This window comes from Serratia liquefaciens (genome assembly GCF_027594825.1).
Classification (GTDB): domain Bacteria; phylum Pseudomonadota; class Gammaproteobacteria; order Enterobacterales; family Enterobacteriaceae; genus Serratia; species Serratia liquefaciens_A.
This window is the reverse complement of sequence record NZ_CP088930.1, coordinates 4722856-4747554: the sequence shown is the minus strand read 5'-3', so window position 1 is coordinate 4747554 and position 24699 is coordinate 4722856. Positions and strand designations below refer to the sequence as shown.

The window sequence follows — 24699 nt, the reverse complement described above, 5'->3', positions numbered from 1 at the left end:
AGCTATAACAAAAAACCCGGCACGCAATGGCCGGTTTTTTTATGCTCAGGCGGCAGCCAACGGGGTGTGGTGACGATCCGGCTTTTTCAGCAGCATCATCAGATACACCAACGCAACGGCAGCAATCATCACAAACAGCAGGCGGTCGGAATAATTTTGCATCAGCAGCGCCGTCATCGAAGGGCCTAGCAGACTGCCGATGGTATAGCTCATCAACAGCGCCTGGTTCATCGCCACCAGTTCATGCGGCAACGCCTTCTCACAGGCCCAGGACATCGCCACCGGATATAAGGTGAACCCGGCACAACCGAGAATGAACAACGCGGGTGCCATCGCATAGTTGCCAAGCATGGCGATGCTGGCAAGAATCACCACAAATACCTGAATACGCAGCACCAGCAAACGACCATAGCGATCGGCCAGACGGCCAACCGGCCATTGTCCAACTATGCCGGAGCTGACCAGCAACGCCATCCAGTAACCCACGTTGGCATCGCTCATACCCTGATGGGACAGATACAGCGGCATCAGGCCATACAGCGAGCCGAGCACAATGCCGGAAATGACACAGCCATTAATCCCCAACCGTGCGCTGCGGCGCTTCAACATCGGCCATACCGCCGCCTGTTGAGGTTCATCGTGCCGGCTGTTAACCCTGGCAAACAGCATGGGTAACATGGCACTGATCACGATGGCCGTAACCCACGGCACCACGTTCAGCAGTTCGGTCGATACCCTGCTCAACAACAATTGCCCGACTACCGTACCCAGGTAATAAACCATCATATAGGCCGCCAGCAATTGGCCGCGGTTAGACAGATTGCCGCTACGCAGCAAGGCGCTCTCGACGATCACCCAAATCCAGGCACAGCCGATACCGGCGAAGAAACGCCAGCCCATCCAGCTCCAGAAATCGAGCGACAATGCCATACCGGCGGTCGCCACGGCGAACACCACGCAGGCAAGGTGGTAGCTGCGGGTAAAGCCAATGCGCTGGATCAGTTTGCCCGCACTCAGCGTACCGACCAGGTTGCCGGTAAAGTAAGAGGAGCTTACCATTCCCACCTGCCAGGTTGACAACTGAGCATGGGTTAACCAAAGAGGGACTAACGTATTCAACACGGCAATAGAGACCGTGAGCAACAACAGGCCACAGAGCAGCAGGAGCACTGGGCGGGAATATGCGGACATAGTGAGATTGAAACCGAACACGCAATGGGAGTGCGCGCATCATGCCACTGGCGATAAAAAAGTCAATCAGCTCTTATATGTACACCGCACAATTTGTATTACGCGGCCTGTTCGACTGCAAAATAGCCGTCAGCGCCTGCGGTTTTGCGCAGCTGACGGCCATTCATTTTTTATCAGAAATACAGTTCTAAAGATTCAACTTCAGCAGTGCATTCCGCGCCCCAGGCACCCAGGGTGATCTGCGCCAACTGCGCCAATCCCTGATAGAAAGGATGCTGCGCATTGGCTTCCAACAGTTCCAGATAGCGTGGCGCCCATGGCAGCAAATGTTTCGTCAGCAGTTGCTCAACCAATCCGCCCTGGCGTTCTTCAGCCAGCCACGCCACCATCATCAGCAAAGTGCCAATATGATCTTCCGGCTCATTGCGATCGTGCTGAGCTTCAATGCCGTTGGCCCGTAACCACTTGCGCAGCCGCAGGGTCGAATGACCAAACAGCACGTTCTCTTTATCCAGATACACCGACCCCCATAATGGCGCCGGTAAGGTATCAGGCCCCACAAACAGACGTTGGTAAGCTTCCGCCAGGGATTCATCCTGTTGATCTTCAATACCGGTCGCAATCAGCGCGGCCGCCGTCTGTAGCTGCTCAGCATCGCCGTACGGCCACTCTTTGACCCACTCAGATTCAGACAGGGTTGCCAACAGCTGTTGGCCGTCTTCACTTTCTGGCGGCGCGTACAGCAACACACCCAGCACCCGCCCCGTTAAAGCGATATTTTCAAGCGTCATAAATCAAGGATCCTTTTAAGGGCGCAGTTTATCACTGCGCCTCACTACAATATTAACCGGCCACCGCCATGCCGACGGTCATATGCAGGCCGTAGAACACGCCCCGCCCCACCAGCTCACCGGCGATAACCAGAATCAAACCTAAAGCCATTCCCATCACGCTGGCGTTACCGCGGCGCAGCAGCGGGCAGATCCAGCAGCCCAACCCCAGCACCACCAGCACCAAACGCCCAACCATTAATTGGCCGTACTGTGGGATCAGCGCTGATGCCTGCTGTACCGAGCTGCTGATGCTGGCCAGCTCGTAGCCTTGCATCATAACAGTCCCCAGACTGACCAACAGCGCCACCACGCTCAGGGTAGCCAGTGAATGCCGGGTTGTAACGTCCAGCCCCGCAAAACGCAGCAACAAAACGCCCAGCATTGGCCCCCCGATCGGTACCGTCAGGAAAAAGCTCAGCGTAGTGTAACCGTTATGCCAGGTTGGCACCGTATCGATTTGATATACCCGCGTCATCATATAAACAAAGACCAGGCCCAGTGCCATGGTCACCCACAACCAAACGCGACCCAATAACGGCGGTATTTTGCCCAATACCGCCAACAGCCAATAACAACCGCCGACGGCGAAGAACAAGGCGCCAGCGGCTATTTCGTTACTCAATGCCGAAGCGCCAATGCGGTTCAACGAGTTAAACGCCCGCCACGGCGAACCGAGGTGCAGCGTGGAAGCCACAAAAGCGATGCCCATCAGCAACCACAGGAAGAACATCGCACGATGAACTGCCCGACGCTGCTGTTCGTTCAGGTTACCGCCAATTATGGCGAGCCCCATGACGATAACCGCCCCCACCACGCATTGTCCCAATACGGTAAACAACATCAGCGGCCATTCTTGCCATCCCATGCCCATATCAAACCTCCTTTGGATTGGCCAAATAGCCAGTGGTGTCGCCACTTGGGCGGCTGTTGGCATTGGGTTTTACCACCATGCACGGTCGGGTAAAATGCGCCGCCGGCAGAGGAGCAACCTGCGCCAGAGAGCCATGCTGCTGCCGCAGTTGCTCAATCGGGCCAAAATCCAGGGCCCGCAGTGGACAAGATTCCACGCAGATGGGTTTATGGCCTTCCGCAACCCGCTCATAACAGCCATCGCACTTGGTCATGTGGCCCTTGGTCGCATTGTACTGAGGTGCACCGTATGGACAGGCCATATGGCAATAGCGGCAGCCGATACACACCTCTTCATTCACCACCACAAAGCCGTCTTCCCGCTTGTGCATTGCGCCGGTCGGACACACTTTGGTACAGGCGGGATCTTCACAGTGGTTGCAGGCAATCGACAAATAATAGGCGAATACGTTTTGTTGCCAGCCGTCGCCATCCTGGAACCAATCTCCTCCGGCATATTCATAGATGCGGCGGAAACTGACGTCCGGCGTCAAATTTTTATAGTCTTTGCAGGCCAGTTCGCAGGTTTTGCAGCCAGTGCAACGACTTGAATCGATAAAGAATCCATATTGCTGAGTCATTGGCTACCCCTTATACCTTTTCGATTTGAATCAGGTTGGTATGCTGCGGATTGCCCTTGGCCAACGGCGAAGGCCGGTGGGTGGTCAGGGTATTCATGCAGGCACCATGGTCGACACGGTCACCGCGCATGTCGGCCTGATGCCAGGCTCCCTGCCCCATAGCGACAACGCCAGGCATGATCCGCGGCGTCACTTTGGCTTCGACACGTACTTCGCCACGCCCATTGAATACCCGCACCTGGTCGCCGCCGATAATGCCGCGCGACTGGGCATCCAGGGGGTTGATCCACACCTCCTGGCGACAGGCCGCCTGCAACACATCGATGTTGCCGTAGCTAGAGTGGGTACGGGCCTTGTAATGGAAGCCAAACATTTGCAATGGGTAAGTGTGGCGCAGAGGATCGTCCCAGCCTTCAAAGGTAGAGGCGTAAATTGGCAATGGGCTGATGGTTTCGTCTTTTTCCAACTGCCAGCTGCCGGCGATGTCGGCCAGCCTGGAGGAATAGATTTCTATCTTGCCGGACGGCGTTTTTAATGGATTCGCTTCGGGATCCTGGCGGAATTTTTTGTACGCCACGAAATGCCCATTGGGATCTTTGCGCTTGTAAATCCCCATACTGCGCAACTCTTCATAACCCGGCAACAGCGGATCCCTGGCCTGCATTTTGGCGTACAAATGTTGCAACCACTGTGCCTGGGTACGCCCTTCGGTAAACTTCTGATGCACCTCTGGCCCCAGCCGGCGTGCCACTTCACTCAGCACCTCATAGATGCCCTTGCGTTCAAATTTGGCGGGGGTTGCAGGCTGGATAAAGATCAGGTACCCCATGTTGCCGGCATAGTCGTTGGGAATAATGTCTTCCTGTTCGACGGTCATCAGATCCGGCAGTAAAATGTCGGCATATTTGGCCGACGAGGTCATAAAGTTTTCGAGCACCACGATCATTTCGCACTGGGATTCGTCCTGCAAAATATCGTGGGTTTTGTTGATGTCAGAATGCTGGTTGGTGATGGTGTTACCGGCATAGTTCCAAATGAACTTGATCGGCACGGTCAGTTTGTCTTGCCCGCGTACCCCGTCGCGTTTGGCGGTCATCTCCGGGCCGCGCACTATGGCATCGGTCCAGCTAAAGCAGGAGATCTGCGCTTTGACCGGATTAGCAAGAACCGGCATCCGCTCAATGGTAATGGTGTAGGTCGACTCACGTGCCCCGCTGTTGCCGCCATTGATGCCAACATTGCCGGTCAGGATGGGCAGCATGGCGATTGCACGCGAGGTCAGTTCGCCATTGGCCTGTCGCTGTGGCCCCCACCCCTGGCAGATATAGGCCGGTTTCGCCGTGCCTATTTCCCGCGCCAGTTTGATAATACGATTGGCCGGAATGCCGGTAATTTTCGCCGCCCACTGCGGCGTCTTTTCAACGCCGTCTTCACCTTTCCCAAGAATGTAAGCCTTATAGTGCCCATTTACCGGCGCATCGGCAGGCAAGGTTTTTTCGTCATAGCCGATGCAATACCGATCCAGGAAGGGTTGGTCGACCAACTCTTCGCTGATCAAAACATGCGCCAGCCCGGCAACCAATGCCGCGTCCGTACCGGGACGAATAGGGATCCATTCATCCTCACGCCCGGCGGCCGTATCGGTGTAACGCGGATCGATAACGATCATGCGCGCATGAGAACGTTCACGCGCCTGCTCCAGATAATAGGTAATGCCGCCACCGCTCATTCGCGTTTCCGCCGGATTGTTGCCGAACATCACCACCAGTTTGCTGTTTTCGATGTCAGACGTGCTGTTACCTTCGTTGCTGCCATAGGTATAGGGCATGGCGCAGGCGATTTGCGCAGTGCTGTAAGTGCCGTACTGGCTGAGGTAACCGCCATAGCAGTTCATCAGTCGAGCGACCAGCGACGCATTCGGCGACGAACGGGTAATGTTGCCGCCAACGATGCCCGAGGTGTAATTGATATATACCGCTTCGTTACCGTACTGTCCGACGATGCGTTTCAGGTTGTCGGCAATGGCATCAAAAGCTTCCTCCCAACTGATACGCTTGAACTTGCCTTCACCCCGCTTGCCAACACGTTTCATCGGGTAATTCAGACGATCGGGATGATTCATGCGGCGGCGAATAGAACGGCCACGCAAACAGGCTCGTACCTGATGGTCACCATATGCGTCCAGTCCGCTGTTATCGGTTTCGACCCAATAGACTTCGTTATCACGCACGTGCAAGCGCAAGGCGCAGCGGCTGCCGCAGTTGACCGAGCAAGCCCCCCAAACCACTTTATCTTGCGCGGTTTTTTGCACACTTTCGCTGATTGAATCCGCCAATGCCCGGCGACTAAACGGCAAGGCTATACCACCCACGGCCATAGCCAGTCCAACGATACCGCCGGACTTTACCAAGGCGCGACGGCTGACGCCTGCAGACACTTGGCTATTTTCTTTTTTTTCCGACATAACTCACTCCACGTTTTACCCTGGTATTGATAAACGTCATGCCTTTGACACAAGGCGGCGAGCAGAGGAGACAGAACTGATGTCTGCTGATGAGCTTGAGCAAAAAACCCTCCTCTATAGAGGGATATTACTCAGAAGTGGGTAGTGAACTTTGTCTGCTATCAATAAAGCGGGGGAAGGAGATGAAAGAAAAAGCCCTTTCGAACAAAGGGATAATAATTTTCTTATAAAAAAAGCGCCCGCAGGCGCTTTTCATAGAACAGGCAATAATTTAGCCGATATATTCCAGGCCGCCCATATACGGACGTAATACTTCCGGCACCTGAATACGGCCATCGGCCAGCTGGTAGTTTTCCAGCACGGCAACCAGCGTACGACCGACTGCCAGACCAGAACCGTTCAGCGTATGCACCAGGCGCGGCTTCTTCTCGGTTTTGCTACGGCAGCGAGCCTGCATGCGGCGTGCCTGGTAATCCCACATGTTGGAACAAGATGAGATCTCGCGGTACGTGTTCTGCGCCGGCAGCCACACTTCCAGATCGTAGGTCTTGCACGAGCCTGCCCCCATGTCGCCGGTACACAGCAACATTTTACGGTACGGCAGGTTCAGCAGCTGCAGCACTTTTTCCGCATGACCGGTCAGCTCTTCCAGCGTCGCCATGGAGTCTTCCGGACGGACGATCTGCACCATCTCGACCTTGTCGAACTGGTGCATGCGGATCAGGCCGCGGGTATCGCGACCATAAGAACCGGCTTCAGCACGGAAACATGGCGTATGCGCGGTCATCTTCAGCGGCAGCGATTCCTCTTCCAGGATCTCGTCGCGCACCAAGTTGGTCAACGGCACTTCTGCCGTTGGGATCAACGCATAGTTGCTGCTGTCTGATTCCTCTTCCAGCGGTTTGGTGTGGAACAGATCTTCACCAAACTTCGGCAACTGGCCGGTACCGTACAACGTGGCATGGTTGACCAGGTAAGGCACGTAGGTTTCCTGATAGCCATGCTGTTCGGTATGCAGATCCAGCATGAACTGGGATAACGCACGGTGCATACGGGCGATTTGCCCCTTCATCACCACAAAGCGTGAACCGGTCAGTTTTACAGCGGCAGCGAAGTCCAGGCCACCGGCCATTTCGCCCAGATCAACGTGATCGCGTACCTGGAAATCATACTGGCGCGGCTCGCCCCAGCGGCTGACTTCCTGGTTATCGCCGTCGTCTTTGCCATCAGGAACTGAATCATCCGGCAGGTTCGGGATCGCCAACGCATAATCGCGGATTTCAGTCTGCAGCTGATCCAGTGCGGCCTTGGCAATATCCAGCTTGTCACCCAGCTCGTTGACTTCGCGACGCAGCGGCTCAATGTCTTCCCCGCGCGCTTTAGCCGCGCCGATGGATTTCGATCGGGAGTTACGTTCTGCCTGCAGCATTTCAGTTTCTACCTGCAGAACTTTGCGACGCTCTTCTTGAGAACGCAGCAGATCCAGATCGAGTTTAAAGCCTCGGCGAGCCAGTTTGACGGCGACTGCGTCTAGCTCATTACGCAGCAGATTGGGATCGAGCATGCTAATCCTGTGCTTATTGTTATTGAAAGAAAATTTGTTGTTTTATTCGGCTGTTTAAAAGCCGCATAAAGGAAGAGTGATACCCGCTAACCTTACCGCAACGGCAACGCTAGCGGTAGCGTTTTGTCTGGCTATTTTGATCCTGCTCAGCCAGCCATGCCAGCTTTTCGCCGATTTTACCTTCCAGCCCGCGTGTGGTTGGATGATAGTAACGCGTCCTGGCCATTTCGGCCGGGAAATAGTCCTCGCCGGCAGCATAGGCATTGGGTTCGTCGTGAGCGTAACGGTACTCCGCGCCCAACCCCATTTCCTTCATCAGCTTGGTTGGCGCATTACGCAGATGCTCGGGCACATCGTAATCGGCTTGCTCTTTAGCATCGCGCATGGCCGCTTTGAAGGCGGTATAAACGGCGTTGCTTTTTGGCGCGCAGGCCAGGTAAACGATCGCTTGAGCAATCGCACGCTCACCTTCGGCCGGACCAACGCGCGTAAAGCAGTCCCAGGCGGCGATCGCCACCTGCATACCGCGGGGATCGGCATTGCCGACATCTTCCGAAGCAATGGCCAGCAAGCGGCGCGCCACATACAGCGGATCGCCTCCGGCGGTAATAATGCGGGCATACCAGTACAGCGCGGCGTCCGGGGCTGAGCCGCGCACCGATTTATGCAGCGCCGAAATAAGATCGTAAAAACGATCGCCTTTATTGTCGAAGCGCGCACTGCGTTCCCCGGAGACTTCTTTGAGCAACTGCGGCGTCAGCACGCGAATGCCTTTGGCGTCAAGCTCCGCCATGTCCGCCATCATCTCCAGGCTGTTCAACGCCCGGCGCGCATCGCCGCCCACCAGTTCCGACAGCATGCGACGGGTCTCTTCCGGCAGCTCGATATTCTGGCCGCCAAACCCCCGGCTGTTGTCCTGCATCGCCTGATCCAGCACCTGGCTGATATCTTCTGCAGTCAGCGCTTTCAGCAAATACACGCGGGCGCGAGACAACAGCGCCGAGTTAAGCTCAAAGGAGGGGTTTTCGGTTGTCGCCCCGATAAAGGTAATGGTGCCGTCTTCGATGTGCGGCAGGAAGGCATCCTGCTGGCTTTTATTGAAACGGTGTACCTCATCGACAAACAAAATGGTGCGACGACCGGCGTCACGATTCTGTCGTGCCCGCTCAATCGCCTCACGGATTTCTTTGATGCCCGATGTTACTGCGGAAATTCGCTCGACGTCCGCCTGGCCGTAGCGGCCGATCAGCTCCGCCAGCGTGGTTTTCCCGGTGCCGGGCGGCCCCCACAGAATCATCGAATGCAGTTGCCCCGCCTCAATGGCGCGCGGCAAAGGCTTACCGGCAGCCAGCAGGTGCTGCTGGCCGATGTATTGCGCCAGCGTGGTTGGCCGCATCCGCGCGGCCAATGGCTGGAACTCATTCTGGGAAAAATCGAGCGACATATTACTCACGCAGACCTCACTGGCGCTGGTCGTCCAGCGTCACCCCCTTCGGCGGGGTAAATTTGAATTTGCTGGCATCAGCAGCAACGTTCTGCTGACTTTTCAGCGCGTAAGAACTGCGCTGGCCATCCTGCTCAACCGCAGCAAAACTGCGGATGGTGCCGCTGTTGGTCACGGTAATGGCAAACTGCTTCAGGTTGCCGCTGCTGGATTTTGGCGTCAGCTCAAAGTCATCGCCTTTCTGTTTAACGTTGTACTGTTTCCAGTCGTTGGCGTTATTGCGGGTGATCAGCATAAATGGCGTATTGCCGGTCGCATTTTTCAACCAGGTCGCGGTGACTTGCTCAACAAAAGGATTGTAGAACCATAAGGTTTGGCCATCCGACACCAGCACACTCTCGTCCGGCGAGGTCATATGCCAATTAAACAGGTTCGGGCGTTTCACCCAAAGTTCACCTTCCCCCTGCTGCACCGCAGCACCATCGCTGCTGGTCACGGTCTGGGAGAAGCTGGCGTGGAAACTGTTCACTTTCGCCAGACGACTTTGCAAATCCTGAGCGGCGTCGGCCAGCACAGAGGTGGACGCGAATCCCGAAAGCAGACAACAGGCAACTAACAGTTTTTTCATTATTCCAGATACCTTATGAAATGCGTTTACCGCAAGGCGGTGCCGTGCGGGTCAAATTAACCCTTAACACCCTTACTCTACCCGAAGCTATTCGCAGGCAGATAGGTCAATGTTCCGAGAAGCCGGTGGTTTACGCTTCTTTGCACAAGGGCTGCCAAAGTCCTCTGTACTTAAAAGTTAGGTTTTGTGTACTAATAAAAACAAAGGATTACGTTTCAGGTTTACACCAAACATTCGAAACCCCGTTTTTCGGGTGTTTGTCATCAGTCTAAAGGGCCGCTAAGCGGCCCTTTATTATTAAATAACAACCAGTAAAGCTTCGTCAGTCATGCCGTGGCGGCGCCAGTACCTCGCGGTTGCCGTTGTGCCCCTGCTCGCTGACGATGCCCTGCGCTTCCATCTGTTCGATGATGCGCGCGGCGCGGTTATAGCCGATACGGAACTGACGCTGTACGCCGGAAATAGAGGCGCGGCGCTTATCCACCACAAACTCCACCGCTTGGTCAAACAGCGGATCCAGCTCTTCGTCACCTTCCAGACCGCCACCTGCACCGCCCTCACCGTCGTCACCGCCGTTGAGGATACCCTCTTTATATTGAGGTCGCTCACGCGCTTTCCAATCCTTAACTACCGCATGCACTTCCTGATCGCGCACAAATGCACCATGCACACGAACCGGAATGGAGGAGTTAGGGGCCAGATACAACATGTCGCCCATCCCCAGCAGCGATTCAGCACCGCCCTGATCGAGGATAGTTCGCGAGTCAATCTTGCTCGACACGGTAAAGGCGATACGGGTCGGGATGTTGGCCTTGATCAGGCCGGTGATCACATCCACCGAAGGGCGCTGAGTTGCCAGTACCAGATGGATACCCGCCGCACGCGCTTTCTGCGCCAGACGCGCAATCAGCTCTTCAACCTTTTTGCCGACCGTCATGATCAGGTCAGCGAACTCGTCGACCATCACCACGATGTATGGCTCTTTCTCCAGAACCGGCGGCGTGATGTCCATGCTGTCGGTCGGTTTCCAGAACGGATCCGGGATTGGGCGTCCCATCGCCTCGGCCTGATCGACACGTTCGTTGTACCCTGCCAGGTTACGCACGCCGAGCGCAGACATCAGCTTATAGCGTCGTTCCATCTCGGCGACGCACCAACGCAAGGCATTGGCGGCGTCTTTCATGTCGGTAACCACGTCCGTCAGCAGGTGCGGAATACCTTCATAGACCGACAGCTCCAGCATTTTCGGGTCAATCATGATAAAGCGCACTTCTTTCGGCGTGGCCTTATACAGAATGCTCAGGATCATGGCATTGACCCCAACCGATTTACCGGAACCGGTGGTCCCCGCGACCAGCAGGTGCGGCATTTTCGCCAAGTCGGCCACCACCGGCTCGCCGGAGATGTCTTTACCCAACACGATAGCCAGCGGCGACGGGTTGTCGCGGAATGCCGGGCAATCCAGCACTTCTCGCAGATAGACCGTCTGACGCTTAACGTTAGGCAACTCCAGGCCGACGTAGGGCTTGCCGGGGATCACTTCAACCACACGCACCGCGGAAGTTGACAGTGAACGCGCCAGGTCGCGCGACAGATTGGAAATACGCGCCGCTTTGACGCCCGGCGCCAAATCCAGTTCGAAACGGGTGATGACCGGGCCTGGCAAAATGTCTACCACGTCGGCTTTCACCCGATAATCGGCCAGGCTGGCTTCCACCAAACGCGCCTTCTGTTCCAGCGCGAAGGAATCCACCGGTTCAACCTCTTTCGGTGCTTCGGTCAGCAGATCAAGCGTCGGCAACGGCGTAGTCGGTTTTTGCAGCGGCATATCGTTGCGCATCAGGAACGGGTGGATCAGGCTGTCCATTGCCGGCTGCTGCGGAGCGGTCGGCGCCGGTTGCGCCGCAGGCTGCTGATAGGCCGGTGGTTGCTGTTGCGCTGGCGGTTGTTGCTGCGGCTGATAAGCAGGTGGTGCAGACTGATAGGATTGTGCCGGCGGAGTTTGAGGTTGCGTTTGCGGCGCATAAGCCGGCGCGGCTGGCTCAAACTGGCCGAATGGCACATCATCTTCACGTTCGCTTTGCTGCTCGATACGTTCCTCAAGCTGTGGCGAAAGGGTGAACAACGGCTCAACCGGGCCATCGTCAACCAAATCATCCATCGGCGAGAAACCAAACGCATTGCGAGTATCTACCGGCGTGGTTGGCTGCACCGATGGCGCAGCGTCTTGCTGCCCATAACGCTGGTTTTGCTGTTCGGCAAATGCCTGACGCAGTGCGGCTTCCTGCAAAGCAGCCTCGTCGTCCTGACTCTCCTGCGCGTACTCTTCGCCATAACGTTGGTTTTGCTGCTCGGCAAACGCCTGACGCAGCGCAGCTTCCTGCAAGGCTTCATCGTCTTGATCTGACGGGAGAGCATTCGCATTCGGCAATGGCTCGTCGTCCCCACGGTTACGCTGTTCCTGTTCGGCCATGCGCTGCGAAGGCAGCTTGATGCCGTAAGAAGCCAGTTCACGCCGGGTTGGGATGCGCACCGGATTCGGACGCGGCAACTCAGGACCGAGGCCTTGTTTGACCTGCGAGTTAGCGTCGCTGGTAGCCGTAAAGGCCGGCATAAAGGTATTGGCGGCAACAGCGCCGGCAGCTGCCGTTGCTGCAGCCTGCGCCTGAGGTTTCACGCTGCCGAACGATGGCACCGCAGACTCACCGGCACTGAAACCGGCCGGAGCACTGACGTCAGCGCTATCGCGTTGAGCGGCGGAGAAATCAAAGGGAGAACGATCGTGCGACGGAGATGCTGCCGGCGCGTCCCAGTTCCCCATGCGCGGTTCGTCATCGTCCTGGTAAGGATCGGCCGGACGCGTTACCTTCGGCGTCGGCGTCTCTTCAGGAATTTCAAACGAATACAGCGGTGGAGCACTGTTTTCCGCTGGCGCGCTCATCGGGCTCTGGTTCACCGAAGCCGGTGCCGTTGGGGCTACCATAACCGACGGAGCCTGTGCCACAACCGGGGCTGCGGTAACAGGTTCATGAGCCACCGCTGGCACGGCAGGCACGACATCGGCCTCTTCGTCGTCATTCGCCCGCAGGCCGCTGAGCAACGGATCCTCAACCTCTTCCGCCGCCACTTTGGCGGTTTCCGTCACCGAAGGCGCTGAGAACAAGACGTCGTCTTCCGCCGCATTGGCCGCAGCCGCGGTCGAGGCCGCAGCAATCGCTGCCCCTTTCTCTGCCGATTCGGGCTGATCTTCGACATAACGGTCGTCATCATCGTGATAACGATCATCACGGCGCGAGCGGTTGGTCATAAAGGTGGCCGTCCCCAGCACCACGCCGCCGATCCTCTCGGCAATCACCAACCATGACCAGCCGGTAAACAGCGTAAGGCCCGCAGCCCAAACGCACAGCAGCGCCAAAGTTGCGCCAATGCCGTTGAACCAGGGGAGCATGGCGTTGCTCAGCAAGCTGCCGATAACTCCGCCGGAGGCAAAGTAATAGAGATCGTCGACATTCAGTGCCGCCAGGCCACACGAAGTGAGCACCAGCGCCAAAGTGCCGATCAGGCGCAGGGAAAGCGCAAAATAGTCGATGTATTCGCCGCTGCCGCGCTGACGATAAGCCGCCCAGCACAACACCAGCATGATCGGCGGTATCGCATAGGCGAGTACCCCGAAGGTGAAGAACAGCGTGTCGGCCATCCAGGCCCCGACGCCACCGCCCAGATTATGAATCGGCTCATGCCACGCGGTCTGCGACCAGCTAGGGTCAGAGGGATTGAAACTGACCAAGGCAGCCATGAGGTAAATGGCAAATATGGCTACCACAATCAACACAGCTTCGAGCAAACGGCGACCGCTGCTGAGTTTTCTCAAGGTAACTTCTTTATCTTCTGTATATTCCTGGCTCAAGAAAGGCTCTCCAGGTTCCTGTTAGCTGACATAGCAACAGCGCCGAGAAGCTTCCCCGGCGCTGAAACTGTATGGATAAACAGGAGTGTAACCAATTTAATCAGGTTTTGCACCTGCACCCTACCGTGTTTTGATAACCAGACGGTTGCTCTGTTTCACTTCTTCCATTACCACGTACGTACGGGTGTCGTTAACCCCCGGCAGACGCAGCAAGGTTTCGCCGAGCAACTTACGGTAAGCGGACATATCCGGCACGCGGGTTTTCAACAGATAGTCGAAATCACCGGACACCAGATGACACTCCTGAATTTCTTCAAGCTTCTGAACTGCTGAGTTGAATTGCTCAAACACATCCGGTGCACCGCGGTTCAGCGTGATTTCCACGAAGACCAACAGGGACGCATCCAGATAATGCGGGTTGAGCAATGCGGTGTAACCATGAATAAAACCCTGGCGCTCGAGGCGGCGCACACGTTCTAAACACGGGGTTGGGGATAACCCCACGCGCTTCGAAAGTTCAACGTTCGAAATACGCCCATCCTTTTGCAGTTCATTGAGGATGTTGCGGTCGATACGGTCGAGATCTTTACCCGGGCGTTTCTTATTGTCTGCCATTATTATTGTCTCTCTTATTTTCTTCCCTGCACTTGCCACACCCTAGCCAACGTCAATGTGTAAGGGCTCGTTCCAAGCGAAGACCCGATGCCTGTCATATGCTTCACTACCATCATTCACCGCTGTGCAGCCTGTCTGTCAAACTCTGCACAAGGTGTTTTAAGCAAGAAGAAAGGTGCCATTCGCTTGCGCGATGCTCCTCCCCTGCCGCACGCGGATCCGGCAACGGCGCAAAATCCTGCGCCAACGCCGCAAATACGTACGATTTACTGCAGGTGGGAGGATAATTTCTTCTTCCTATGATGTTTTCGCAAATGCGCAGCGGATTGTCAAAGTAAAAGAAGCAAAATCAGAAGAACGTACCGTCATGAAAAATTAGCACCCCGTTTTTAGTTATGAATCGCTGGCTTAAAAACGCCGTGGGTAAGGCACTTAAACCCGCTTAATGTGCTGTTTCCGGTCGCTTGAGGACCCAACGCCCGCCAGCGGCTTCCATAAGTTAAATTGCTGCGTTTTGCGCTCGCTTTAGCAGCAAAGCAATAATTAATAGGCAATGACTATCAAACAAATCGTTAACAACATCCCCTGACGCTTTTTTTAATGCCGCATTTTCCCTACAATCGAATCCATTGTCCGCCATTGTGGGAAAAGAGGTTATTCATGGGCACGGCTAAACACAGCAAATTATTGATTCTGGGCTCCGGCCCGGCTGGCTACACCGCCGCAGTTTACGCAGCGCGCGCCAACCTGAGCCCGGTGCTGATTACCGGTATGGAACAAGGGGGTCAGCTGACCACCACCACCGAAGTGGAAAACTGGCCGGGTGATGCCGAAGACCTGACCGGTCCGGCGCTGATGGAGCGTATGCGCGAGCATGCAGAAAAATTCCAGACCGAGATCGTGTTTGACCATATCACCAGCGTTGATCTGCAGAATCGTCCATTCCGTCTGTTTGGCGACAATGGCGAATACACCTGTGATGCGCTGATTATCGCCACCGGCGCATCAGCCCGCTATCTTGGCCTGCCGACAGAAGAAGCCTTCAAAGGCAAAGGCGTTTCCGCCTGCGCTACCTGCGACGGTTTCTTCTACCGTAATCAGAAAGTCGCCGTTGTTGGCGGTGGCAATACGGCGGTAGAAGAAGCGCTGTATCTGTCCAACATCGCGGCCGAAGTTCACCTGATCCACCGTCGCGACAGCTTCCGTTCAGAGAAGATCCTGATCAACCGCCTGATGGAAAAAGTGAAAAACGGCAATATCGTGCTGCACACCGACCACACCCTGGACGAAGTACTGGGCGACGAAATGGGCGTGACCGGCGTACGCATTCGCAGCACCAAAGCGGAAAATGAAACGCGTGAACTGGCGCTGGCCGGCGTGTTTATCGCCATCGGCCACAGCCCGAACACCAGCATTTTCGGTGGTCAGCTGGAGCTGGAAAACGGCTATATCAAGGTGCAGTCCGGCATTCACGGCAATGCCACCCAAACCACCATCCCGGGCGTATTCGCCGCCGGCGACGTGATGGACCACATCTACCGCCAGGCGATCACCTCCGCCGGCACCGGTTGTATGGCGGCGCTGGACGCAGAGCGTTATCTGGATGGTATTGCCGACGCAGAAGTTCTGTAACGGCACAGACTGTCATCCTGAAAAGCGGCTATTTATTAGCCGCTTTTTTTGTCTCTCAAACAACACAGGGCGGGTCTTCAATGCAGAATCTTCTCCACTGGCGTCTGTTGGTTGCCGTAGCCGACAGCGGCAAGATCACCCTGGCGGCAAGTCAATGCGGCATGACTCAGTCCGGCGCCAGCCAGGCCATCGCTCAGTTGGAAGAGGCGTTGAATACTCCGTTGTTGGTTCGCCTACCGCACAGCGTTACGCTAACGCAAAGTGGTGAACAAATCGTCGCCCATGCCCGCACCATGCTGGCCGAACTCAATGCAATCCAACGCTGCGCGCAGCAGGCGCAAAGTTCGCACGCCGGCAAAATACGCCTGGCCAGTTTCCCTTCGGCATTTGCTCTGCTGTTGCCCCCGTTGCTGCGCAAATTTCACCGCCGCTTTCCCGCCATTGAACTGGTTCAGTTGGAAGGCACCGATCTGGAGGTCGAAAACTGGCTGGCATTGGAAGCTGCCGACGTTGGCATAGTGTTGAATCCGGAACCGGAACGGCAAAGCCACCCGCTGGGAAAAGACCTATGGCTTGCCGTGACGGCCACTGCTCATAAGCTTGCCAGAAATCGCCGGCCGATAGATTTTAGCGAGCTGGTCAAACAGCCGTTTGTCTTGGCCACCGGAGGTTGCCGGCTCAATGCTCAGTTGCTGGCGCAGCAGGCAGGTTTGGCGCTGATGGATGTCCGCGTCACCGTCAGTGACTGGAACACCGCACTGACGCTGGTACGTGAAGGGATCGGCGTATCGCTGGTGCCCGCATCGGTCATACCTGCCGATACGCCAGGCATTTGCGCCTTGCCGCTGAGCACGCCACTTTATCGCCATTTTGGCCTGGTTTGTTCTTTCGCCGGTGCAGGCTCCGCGCCAGTGCAAACTCTGTTGCACTTTCTACAGGATCATCTGCCGTTGCCCGTCAGTAGCTGAGCTGATACCGGGTTTCTGAGATTCTAATTTTTCTGTTGGCGGCGCCGACGGCATTCTGACGACCAAGCGATGTCGCTTTGTGCCTCAGGAATATGCCGATGAAACTCTATTTTGCGCCCGATACCTGCTCCCTCTCGCCACATATCGTTTTGCGGGAATTGGATTTGCCGTTCGAACTGATCCGCGTCAATAACCGCACCAAGCGCAGCGCCGACGGCGAAGACTTTTATCGGGTTAATCCCAAAGGTTACGTCGCCGCGTTGATGCTGGACGACGGTCAGGTGATCACCGAGGGCACTGCCATCGTGCAGTATCTGGCGGATTTGCGCCCAGAGGCCGGGTTGGCCCCACCAAATGCGACCTTCGAACGGGTGCGTTTGCAGGAGTGGCTGAACTTCATTACCGGCGAGATCCACGCGGGATCCAGCCCGCTGTTCAACTCAACCCTGCCGGAAGAAGTCAAAACGCTGTTTCGCGACAAGCTGCGACGCCGCCTCGATTTTGTTGCTCAGACGCTGGACGAACAGGCGTTTCTACTGGGGGGAGCTTTCAGCGTCGCGGATGCCTATCTGTTTACCGTACTGCGCTGGATGGATCAGTTTTCCATCGACCTTAAATACTGGCCATCGATAACCCGTTATATGTCGCTGATTAGCCAGCGCAGATCCGTGCAAGCCGCCCTGGCGGCGGAAGCAACCAGTCAAGCGGTACCCTAATCCTGCTATTGCGGTCTGTTATAGCGATATTTGACCGCTTTATTATTTTCAGTCTGCCGGGTGAAGAGGTAACATTGGCCTTCACTTGTTCGCTTCAGGTTGGGGCAAACACTTTTTTTAACAGTACGTTAACCTTGCCTGTAACAACAGGCACCGGCGACGCAGACTCATATCTGATGAAAAAAACCAGACAGCAACAGTTAACCCTTTGGCTCAAAACTCAGAGCACCCTGGCGCAGCGTTGGTTGCGCCTTTCCATGTTGTTGGGGCTAATCAGCGGCATGCTTATTGTCGCTCAGGCATGGCTGTTGGCCGCCCTGCTCCACGCCCTGATTATCGAACAGGCGCCGCGTGAGCAGTTGATCCCGTCGTTTATCTGGTTGGCTGCCACCTTCGCGCTGCGGGCCGTGCTGAGCTGGCTGCGTGAACGCGTCGGCTTTATCTGCGGACAAGTGATCCGCCAGCGCATGCGTCAGCAGGTGCTGGATAAACTGCAACAACTTGGCCCCGCTTGGATCCAGGGAAAACCGGCCGGCAGTTGGGCCAGCATCATCGTCGAACAGATCGAGGATATGCAGGACTACTATTCCCGTTATTTACCACAGATGTATCTGGCGGTGTTTATCCCGCTGCTGATCCTGATCACCGTATTCCCGATCAACTGGGCCGCCGGTCTGATTCTGTTGACCACCGCACCGCTGATCCCCATGTTTATGGCGCTGGTCGGCATGGGCGCCGCCGACGCTAACCGACGCAATTTCGTAGCGCTGGCGCGTCTGAGCGGTAACTTCCTCGACCGCCTGCGTGGGTTAGACACGCTGCGCCTGTTCAATCGGGCGCAGGCGGAAACCGAGCAGATTGCCAAATCTTCCGAAGACTTCCGTAGCCGCACCATGGAAGTGCTGCGTCTGGCTTTCCTGTCATCGGCGGTGCTGGAGTTCTTTGCCTCCATTTCTATCGCCGTGGTGGCGGTCTATTTTGGCTTCTCGTTCCTTGGCGAACTTAATTTCGGCAGTTATGGCACCGGCGTCACGCTGTTTGCCGGCTTCCTAGTGCTGATCCTGTCACCGGAGTTCTTCCAGCCGTTGCGCGATCTGGGCACCTTCTACCACGCCAAGGCGCAAGCCGTGGGTGCCGCCGAAGCGCTGGAAACCTTCCTCAGCGCCGAGGGCGAACAAATGGGCAATGGCACACAATCCCTGGATACCCATGCGCCGCTGGAGCTGCAAGCGCAGGATCTGGAGATCCTGTCGCCAAATGGCGTGCTGCTGGCCGGGCCACTGAGCTTCACCCTGCCCGCCAACCAGCGCATTGCCTTGGTCGGGTTAAGTGGCGCCGGAAAAAGTTCGTTGCTGAACCTGCTGCTCGGGTTTTTACCCTATCGCGGTTCGCTGAAGGTTAATGGTATCGAACTGCGCGAACTGGCGGCCGAAGGCTGGCGCCGGCAACTTGGCTGGGTAGGACAGAATCCGCATCTGCCGGCGCAAACGCTGCGGGCCAACATCCTGTTAGGCAATCCTCAGGCCAGCGAGGCCCAACTGCAACGGGCCGTGGAGGACGCCTATGTCGGCGAGATCCTGCCCTATCTGCCGCAGGGCCTGGATACCGAAGTCGGCGATAACGCCGCACGCCTGTCCGTTGGGCAAGCTCAGCGCGTGGCCGTCGCCCGGGCGTTGATCAGCCCGCGCCGTTTGCTGCTGTTGGATGAACCGGCCGCCAGCCTGGACGCCCACAGTGAACGGCAAGTCATGCTGGCGCTGAATGCGGCTTCACATCAACAAACCACCCTGCTGGTGACCCACCAATTGGAAGATACTGAAGGTTACGACCAGATTTGGGTGATGGAAGACGGGCATATCGTCCAGCAAGGCGATTACGCCACGCTGAGCGCCCAACCGGGCCTGTTTGCCAATCTGATCGCTCACCGCCGCGGGGACCTATAATCATGCGCGTTTTACTGCCGTTCCTGGCGCTGTACCGTCGCCACAGCCTGCTGATTTGTCTGGGCATTCTGCTGGCCATCATCACGCTGCTGGCCAGTATCGGCCTGCTGGCACTGTCCGGTTGGTTCCTCGCCGCCTCCGCCCTCGCCGGGCTGGCAGGCCTGTTCACCTTCAACTACATGCTGCCGGCAGCCGGCGTGCGTGGTGCCGCCATTTTCCGTACCGCCGGGCGCTATGCCGAAAGGGTCGTCAGCCACGATGCCACCTTCCGCGTGCTGTCTCATCTGCGGGTCTTCACCTTTAAAAAGATCCTGCCGCTGTCGCCGGGGGGCATCGCCCGCTTCCGCCAGGCCGATCTGCTGAATCGACTCGTAGCGGATGTCGATACGCTGGATCATCTGTATCTGCGGGTAATTTCACCGCTGGTCAGCGCCGCCGTGGTGATTGTCGTGGTCACTTACGGCCTGAGCTGGCTGGACGCTTCACTGGCCCTGACGCTGGGCGGCATCCTGCTGTTGCTGTTGCTGCTGGTGCCACCGGTATTTTATGGTGCCGGCAAGCCGATTGGTGGCCAGTTGACCGCCCTGCGCGGCCAGTACCGCACCGATCTGACCGCCTGGCTGCAAGGTCAGGCCGAGCTGGTGGTATTCGGTGCCGTGGATCACTTCCGCGCGGCTCTGGATACCACTGAAAAACAGTGGCAGCGCCGTCAGTGGCAGCAAGCTTCGTTGGGCGGCATGGCACAGGCTTTGATGATCCTGGCCAGCGGCCTGACGGTAACGTTGATGTTGTGGCTCACCGCTGCCGGTATCGGTGGCGACAGCCAACCCGGCGCACTGATTGCGCTGTTCGTGTTTGCCGCCCTGGCTTCGTTTGAAGCCTTGATGCCGGTAGCCGGCGCCTTCCAGCATATGGGTCAGGTGATCGCTTCCGCCACGCGGGTGAAGCAGGTTATCGATCGGCAACCGGAAGTGACCTTCCCTGCCAATGGCCCGGCCGCCGAAAACGGCGCCATGCTAAGCCTGCAACAGGTCACCTTTACCTATCCCGGCCAACCGCAGCCGGTGCTGCAGGACGTCACGCTGGAGATTGCCGCCGGTGAACACATTGCATTGCTCGGCCGCACCGGATGCGGTAAATCTACCCTGCTGCAATTGCTCACCCGCGCTTGGAACGCCGACAGCGGGCAGATGCTGCTCAACGGCCATCCCCTGGCCGCTTACGATGAAAGCACGCTGCGTCAGATGACCACCGTCGTCAGTCAGCGAGTGCATATCTTTAGCGATACGCTGCGCGAAAACTTGCGTATCGCCGCGCCAACGGCGACCGATGAACAACTGCGCGAAGTGTTGCAGCAGGTCGGTTTAGACAAGCTGCTGGAAAACGAAGGGCTCAACGCCTGGCTGGGAGACGGCGGCCGGCAGCTTTCCGGCGGAGAACAGCGCCGTCTGGGCATTGCTCGTGCATTGCTGCATCAGGCACCGCTGCTGTTGCTCGATGAGCCGACCGAAGGCCTGGACGCCGAAACCGAACAGCAGATCCTGGCGCTGCTGCGCCGACATTGTCGGGGAAAAACGCTGATCCTGGTGACTCACCGCCTGTATGGATTGGAACACCTTGACCGGATCTGCGTGATGGACGGTGGGCACATCGTTGAGCAAGGCGACCACCTCTCCCTGATGCGCCAGCGGGGGCGTTATGCCCAGTTCCGTCAACGTATCAGCGGGATACCGCTGTAAAAGAGCCTGTAGAGGACGCTGAGACCTTATATGCGCATTGTTAAGCTGTCATCGCAGTCGCTGGCGTTCCCCTCTCCTGAGGGCGCGCTGCGCGATCCTAACGGTTTGCTGGCTATCGGCGGTGATTTGACAGCGCCTCGTCTCTTGGCTGCCTATGAGCGCGGCATTTTTCCCTGGTTTTCCCCCGGGGAGGCCATTTTGTGGTGGTCGCCCGACCCACGGGCGGTGTTGTTCCCGGCCGAACGCCATATCAGCCGCAGTCTGAAACGCTTTTTGCGCAGCAACCCCTTCCGCGTCACGCTAAATCACGACTTTGCGGCGGTGATCGCCGCCTGTGCCGATCGGCCGGAGGAAGGCACCTGGATTGGCCCGGAGGTGCAGCGCGCTTATCTGCACCTGCACCGCCTCGGTTTCGCCCATTCGATAGAGGTGTGGCAGGATGACAAGCTGGTGGGGGGCATGTACGGCGTGGCCCAGGGCGCCCTGTTCTGCGGCGAATCGATGTTTAGCCGTACCCCCAACGCGTCCAAATGCGCTTTGATGGCTTTTTGCCGTCATTTTGCCGCTTATGGCGGAGAATTGATTGACTGTCAGGTGCTTAACGCTCACACTGCCACGCTGGGAGCGAAAGAGATCCCCCGAAGACAATTTTTGCAGCAGCTCAGCCAACTTCAGCGCAAGCCATTAGCGCCAGAGTGTTGGGCACCGCAAGTGTTACCCCCACAGCAGGTTGAACCACCCTCCCCAACAAACTAATTTTGCGGAAACGGTGCAATGTTCGCCGACACTTCTTTACATAATGTGGGTTTTTCGGCATTATCTTGCCGGTTAAAAACTAAGGTAGTTAGACCTAGAGGATTCGATGGCCAAAGAAGACAATATTGAAATGCAGGGCACCGTTCTTGATACGCTGCCGAACACCATGTTCCGCGTTGAATTGGAAAACGGGCACGTGGTAACCGCACATATCTCCGGTAAAATGCGTAAGAACTACATCCGCATCCTGACGGGCGACAAAGTCACTGTAGAGCTGACCCCGTACGACCTGAGCAAAGGCCGCATTGTCTTCCGTAGCCGTTAATCGGCTCACTCGTCGCCAGCCGATGGCGGCACCGAGGATGTAATGCCTCCGGAGCCCTTTCCGTTTACCCCCGTAGCAACGTTCAACATCGAGTTGCGAGAGCGCAGGTAAACTGAGAGGGCTCAATCATTTCTGTTGTGGTGAAATTCACCCATAAAAAAAGCGATGCCGAAGCATCGCTTTTTCTTTATCTGACCCGGCCTTAGTGCACCGCACCTTCATCCGCTTTACGCATCGACGCGCTGAGGAAGTGGTAAGTCAGTTTCTGATTGTCCTTGTCCAGCTCGACTTTCACCGAACCGCCGTCCACCAGTGAACCAAACAGCAATTCGTTGGCCAGCGGTTTCTTCAGGTTTTCCTGCATCACACGCGCCATCGGACGAGCGCCCATTGCACGGTCATAGCCTTTCACCGACAGCCAGTCACGCGCTTCATCGCTCACTTCCAACGACACGCCCTTCGCATCCAGCTGTGCCTGCAGTTCGACGATAAACTTATCGACAACCTGCTGGATCACCTCGGTCGACAGATGGTTGAACCAAAGAATGTTGTCCAGACGGTTACGGAATTCCGGCGTGAACACTTTCTTGATCTCTTCCATCGCATCGGTGCTGTTGTCCTGCTGCACCAGACCGATCGATTTACGTTCGGTTTCACGTACCCCGGCGTTGGTGGTCATCACCAGGATCACGTTGCGGAAGTCCGCCTTGCGGCCGTTGTTATCGGTCAGGGTACCGTTGTCCATAACCTGCAACAACAGGTTGAACACGTCCGGATGTGCCTTCTCGATTTCATCCAGCAGCACCACCGAGTGCGGATGCTTGAGCACCGCGTCGGTCAGCAGACCGCCCTGATCGTAACCGACGTAGCCCGGAGGCGCGCCAATCAGACGGCTGACGGTATGACGTTCCATATACTCGGACATATCAAAACGCAGCAGCTGAATATCCATCGCCTTCGCCAGCTGCACCGTCACCTCGGTTTTCCCGACGCCGGTTGGCCCGGCAAACAGGAAGGAACCGACCGGCTTGCGATCGTGCCCCAAACCAGCACGGCTCATCTTGATCGCTTCAGTCAGCGCTTCAATCGCCTGATCCTGCCCGAATACCAGCATTTTCAGACGATCGCCCAGACTTCTCAGTACGTCGCGATCGCTCGCCGACACGGTTTTCTCCGGGATACGCGCAATACGCGCCACCACGGATTCGATGTCGGCGACGTTGACGGTTTTCTTGCGCTTGCTTACCGGCATTAACCGGCTGCGGGCGCCCGCCTCGTCAATCACGTCGATAGCCTTGTCCGGCAAATGACGGTCGTTGATGTATTTCACCGACAGCTCGACCGCCGCACGCACCGCTTTGGCGGTATAACGCACGTCGTGGTGCGCTTCGTACTTGGTCTTCAGGCCGTTGATGATCTGAATGGTCTCTTCCGGCGTCGGCTCGGTGATGTCGATTTTCTGGAAACGACGGGCCAATGCGCGGTCTTTTTCAAAAATGTTGCTGAATTCCTGGTAGGTGGTCGAACCGATAACCCGGATCTTACCGCTGGAGAGCAGCGGTTTGATCAGGTTGGCGGCGTCTACCTGCCCGCCGGAAGCCGCACCGGCGCCGATGATGGTGTGGATCTCATCGATAAACAGAATACTGTTCTTATCCTGTTCCAACTGTTTCAGCAGCGCTTTAAACCGTTTTTCGAAGTCGCCACGGTATTTGGTACCGGCCAGCAATGAACCGATATCCAATGAGTACAGCGTGCAGTCCGCCATCACTTCCGGAACGTCGCCCTGCACAATGCGCCAGGCCAGGCCTTCGGCAATCGCCGTTTTGCCCACGCCGGATTCCCCCACCAGCAGCGGATTGTTTTTACGACGACGGCACAGCACCTGAATGGCACGCTCCAGCTCAGGGTCACGGCCAATCAAAGGATCGATGCCGCCTACCCGTGCCAACTGGTTGAGGTTGGTGGTGAAGTTTTCCATACGGTCTTCCCCTCCGGACTGCTCTTCATTCACCGGGTTTTCCGCATTCGGCGCTTGGCCCGGCTCGTCTTTACGTGTGCCATGTGAAATGAAGTTCACTACGTCGAGACGGCTGACGTCGTGTTTGCGCAGCAGGTAAGCCGCCTGCGACTCCTGCTCGCTGAAAATCGCCACCAGCACGTTGGCGCCGCTGACTTCGCTGCGGCCGGAAGATTGCACATGGAATACCGCACGCTGCAGTACGCGCTGGAAGCTGAGCGTCGGCTGAGTGTCGCGCTCTTCTTCGCTGGCGGGCAGCGTCGGCGTAGTTTGTTCAATAAAGGCTTCCAGCTCCTGGCGTAACGCAGCCAGATCCACCGTACATGCCTCTAGCGCTTCTCGCGCGGCAGGGTTGCTGAGTAACGCCAGCAACAGGTGCTCCACGGTCATAAACTCGTGTCTGTGCTCACGCGCTCTGGCGAAAGCCATGTTGAGACTGAGTTCCAGTTCTTGATTGAGCATAA

At 56.7% G+C, this 24699-nt stretch carries 18 protein-coding genes; 7 read left to right on the top strand and 11 right to left on the bottom strand.

Going from position 1 to position 24699, the window contains the following annotated elements:
* Positions 1 to 45 precede the first annotated feature (45 nt).
* From LQ945_RS21875 to lrp, 10 genes are all read right to left on the bottom strand, one after another.
* Positions 46 to 1191, bottom strand: a complete 1146-nt coding sequence (locus LQ945_RS21875) for an MFS transporter (protein ID WP_270101725.1) — start codon at positions 1189 to 1191, stop codon at positions 46 to 48.
* Between the two features lie 173 nt (positions 1192 to 1364).
* Complete coding sequence (dmsD, locus tag LQ945_RS21870) at positions 1365 to 1982, bottom strand: Tat proofreading chaperone DmsD (RefSeq protein WP_044549517.1); 618 nt, start codon at positions 1980 to 1982, stop codon at positions 1365 to 1367.
* A 52-nt stretch (positions 1983 to 2034) separates the two neighbouring features.
* Positions 2035 to 2895 carry a dimethyl sulfoxide reductase anchor subunit family protein gene (locus tag LQ945_RS21865; protein WP_269933943.1) on the bottom strand — a complete coding sequence of 287 codons (861 nt, stop codon included), beginning with the start codon at positions 2893 to 2895 and terminating at the stop codon, positions 2035 to 2037.
* 1 nt (position 2896) lies between these two features.
* A complete protein-coding gene (locus tag LQ945_RS21860) occupies positions 2897 to 3514 on the bottom strand; it encodes a DMSO/selenate family reductase complex B subunit (protein WP_044549510.1) in 618 nt (205 codons plus the stop codon).
* 10 nt (positions 3515 to 3524) lie between these two features.
* Positions 3525 to 5978 carry a selenate/tellurate reductase subunit YnfE gene (gene ynfE, locus LQ945_RS21855; RefSeq protein WP_270101724.1) on the bottom strand — a complete coding sequence of 818 codons (2454 nt, stop codon included), beginning with the start codon at positions 5976 to 5978 and terminating at the stop codon, positions 3525 to 3527.
* Between the two features lie 271 nt (positions 5979 to 6249).
* Positions 6250 to 7542, bottom strand: coding sequence for a serine--tRNA ligase (gene serS, locus LQ945_RS21850; RefSeq protein ID WP_044549504.1), 1293 nt, complete (start codon positions 7540 to 7542; stop codon positions 6250 to 6252).
* Between the two features lie 109 nt (positions 7543 to 7651).
* Positions 7652 to 8995, bottom strand: coding sequence for a replication-associated recombination protein A (locus LQ945_RS21845; protein ID WP_270101723.1), 1344 nt, complete (start codon positions 8993 to 8995; stop codon positions 7652 to 7654).
* Between the two features lie 7 nt (positions 8996 to 9002).
* The gene (gene lolA / locus LQ945_RS21840; RefSeq protein ID WP_044549499.1) at positions 9003 to 9614 is read right to left on the bottom strand and encodes an outer membrane lipoprotein chaperone LolA; all 612 of its coding nucleotides are present in this window, start codon (positions 9612 to 9614) and stop codon (positions 9003 to 9005) included.
* A 322-nt stretch (positions 9615 to 9936) separates the two neighbouring features.
* Positions 9937 to 13521 (bottom strand): DNA translocase FtsK 4TM domain-containing protein, encoded by a 3585-nt coding sequence (locus LQ945_RS21835; RefSeq protein WP_270101722.1) that lies wholly within the window; start codon positions 13519 to 13521, stop codon positions 9937 to 9939.
* Between the two features lie 120 nt (positions 13522 to 13641).
* Entirely contained in the window at positions 13642 to 14136 is a 495-nt protein-coding gene (gene lrp / locus LQ945_RS21830; protein ID WP_004928318.1) for a leucine-responsive transcriptional regulator Lrp, read from the bottom strand.
* 660 nt (positions 14137 to 14796) lie between these two features.
* On the opposite strand from lrp, the gene trxB reads away from it, so the two are divergent.
* The 7 genes from trxB to infA all read left to right on the top strand — a co-directional run bounded on the left by trxB (position 14797) and on the right by infA (position 22215).
* The gene (gene trxB, locus LQ945_RS21825) at positions 14797 to 15768 is read left to right on the top strand and encodes a thioredoxin-disulfide reductase (RefSeq protein WP_044549490.1); all 972 of its coding nucleotides are present in this window, start codon (positions 14797 to 14799) and stop codon (positions 15766 to 15768) included.
* An 80-nt stretch (positions 15769 to 15848) separates the two neighbouring features.
* Positions 15849 to 16736: a LysR family transcriptional regulator gene (locus LQ945_RS21820; RefSeq protein ID WP_269933949.1), complete on the top strand. Its 888-nt coding sequence runs from the start codon at positions 15849 to 15851 to the stop codon at positions 16734 to 16736.
* Between the two features lie 98 nt (positions 16737 to 16834).
* Positions 16835 to 17452 (top strand): glutathione transferase GstA, encoded by a 618-nt coding sequence (gene gstA, locus LQ945_RS21815; protein WP_270101720.1) that lies wholly within the window; start codon positions 16835 to 16837, stop codon positions 17450 to 17452.
* Between the two features lie 176 nt (positions 17453 to 17628).
* On the top strand, positions 17629 to 19395 hold the full coding sequence (cydD, locus tag LQ945_RS21810; protein WP_270101719.1) for a heme ABC transporter permease/ATP-binding protein CydD: 1767 nt from the start codon (positions 17629 to 17631) through the stop codon (positions 19393 to 19395).
* 2 nt (positions 19396 to 19397) lie between these two features.
* Positions 19398 to 21134 (top strand): heme ABC transporter ATP-binding protein/permease CydC, encoded by a 1737-nt coding sequence (cydC, locus tag LQ945_RS21805; protein ID WP_270101718.1) that lies wholly within the window; start codon positions 19398 to 19400, stop codon positions 21132 to 21134.
* Between the two features lie 30 nt (positions 21135 to 21164).
* A complete protein-coding gene (aat, locus tag LQ945_RS21800) occupies positions 21165 to 21890 on the top strand; it encodes a leucyl/phenylalanyl-tRNA--protein transferase (protein ID WP_122078100.1) in 726 nt (241 codons plus the stop codon).
* A 106-nt stretch (positions 21891 to 21996) separates the two neighbouring features.
* A complete protein-coding gene (gene infA, locus LQ945_RS21795) occupies positions 21997 to 22215 on the top strand; it encodes a translation initiation factor IF-1 (protein ID WP_002211347.1) in 219 nt (72 codons plus the stop codon).
* A gap of 202 nt (positions 22216 to 22417) precedes the next feature.
* Here infA and clpA read toward each other — a convergent pair whose 3' ends face one another.
* Positions 22418 to 24697, bottom strand: a complete 2280-nt coding sequence (gene clpA, locus LQ945_RS21790; protein WP_020826106.1) for an ATP-dependent Clp protease ATP-binding subunit ClpA — start codon at positions 24695 to 24697, stop codon at positions 22418 to 22420.
* Positions 24698 to 24699: the final 2 nt, after the last annotated feature.

Coding starts and splice junctions, on each gene's coding strand:
- LQ945_RS21865 (WP_269933943.1), bottom strand. CDS start 2,895: ATGGGCATGGGATGGCAAGAATGGCCGCTGATGTTGTTTACCGTATTG.
- LQ945_RS21875 (WP_270101725.1), bottom strand. CDS start 1,191: ATGTCCGCATATTCCCGCCCAGTGCTCCTGCTGCTCTGTGGCCTGTTG.
- trxB (WP_044549490.1), top strand. CDS start 14,797: ATGGGCACGGCTAAACACAGCAAATTATTGATTCTGGGCTCCGGCCCG.
- gstA (WP_270101720.1), top strand. CDS start 16,835: ATGAAACTCTATTTTGCGCCCGATACCTGCTCCCTCTCGCCACATATC.
- dmsD (WP_044549517.1), bottom strand. CDS start 1,982: ATGACGCTTGAAAATATCGCTTTAACGGGGCGGGTGCTGGGTGTGTTG.
- serS (WP_044549504.1), bottom strand. CDS start 7,542: ATGCTCGATCCCAATCTGCTGCGTAATGAGCTAGACGCAGTCGCCGTC.
- LQ945_RS21860 (WP_044549510.1), bottom strand. CDS start 3,514: ATGACTCAGCAATATGGATTCTTTATCGATTCAAGTCGTTGCACTGGC.
- cydD (WP_270101719.1), top strand. CDS start 17,629: ATGAAAAAAACCAGACAGCAACAGTTAACCCTTTGGCTCAAAACTCAG.
- lolA (WP_044549499.1), bottom strand. CDS start 9,614: ATGAAAAAACTGTTAGTTGCCTGTTGTCTGCTTTCGGGATTCGCGTCC.
- clpA (WP_020826106.1), bottom strand. CDS start 24,697: ATGCTCAATCAAGAACTGGAACTCAGTCTCAACATGGCTTTCGCCAGA.
- infA (WP_002211347.1), top strand. CDS start 21,997: ATGGCCAAAGAAGACAATATTGAAATGCAGGGCACCGTTCTTGATACG.
- cydC (WP_270101718.1), top strand. CDS start 19,398: ATGCGCGTTTTACTGCCGTTCCTGGCGCTGTACCGTCGCCACAGCCTG.
- LQ945_RS21820 (WP_269933949.1), top strand. CDS start 15,849: ATGCAGAATCTTCTCCACTGGCGTCTGTTGGTTGCCGTAGCCGACAGC.
- lrp (WP_004928318.1), bottom strand. CDS start 14,136: ATGGCAGACAATAAGAAACGCCCGGGTAAAGATCTCGACCGTATCGAC.
- ynfE (WP_270101724.1), bottom strand. CDS start 5,978: ATGTCGGAAAAAAAAGAAAATAGCCAAGTGTCTGCAGGCGTCAGCCGT.
- aat (WP_122078100.1), top strand. CDS start 21,165: ATGCGCATTGTTAAGCTGTCATCGCAGTCGCTGGCGTTCCCCTCTCCT.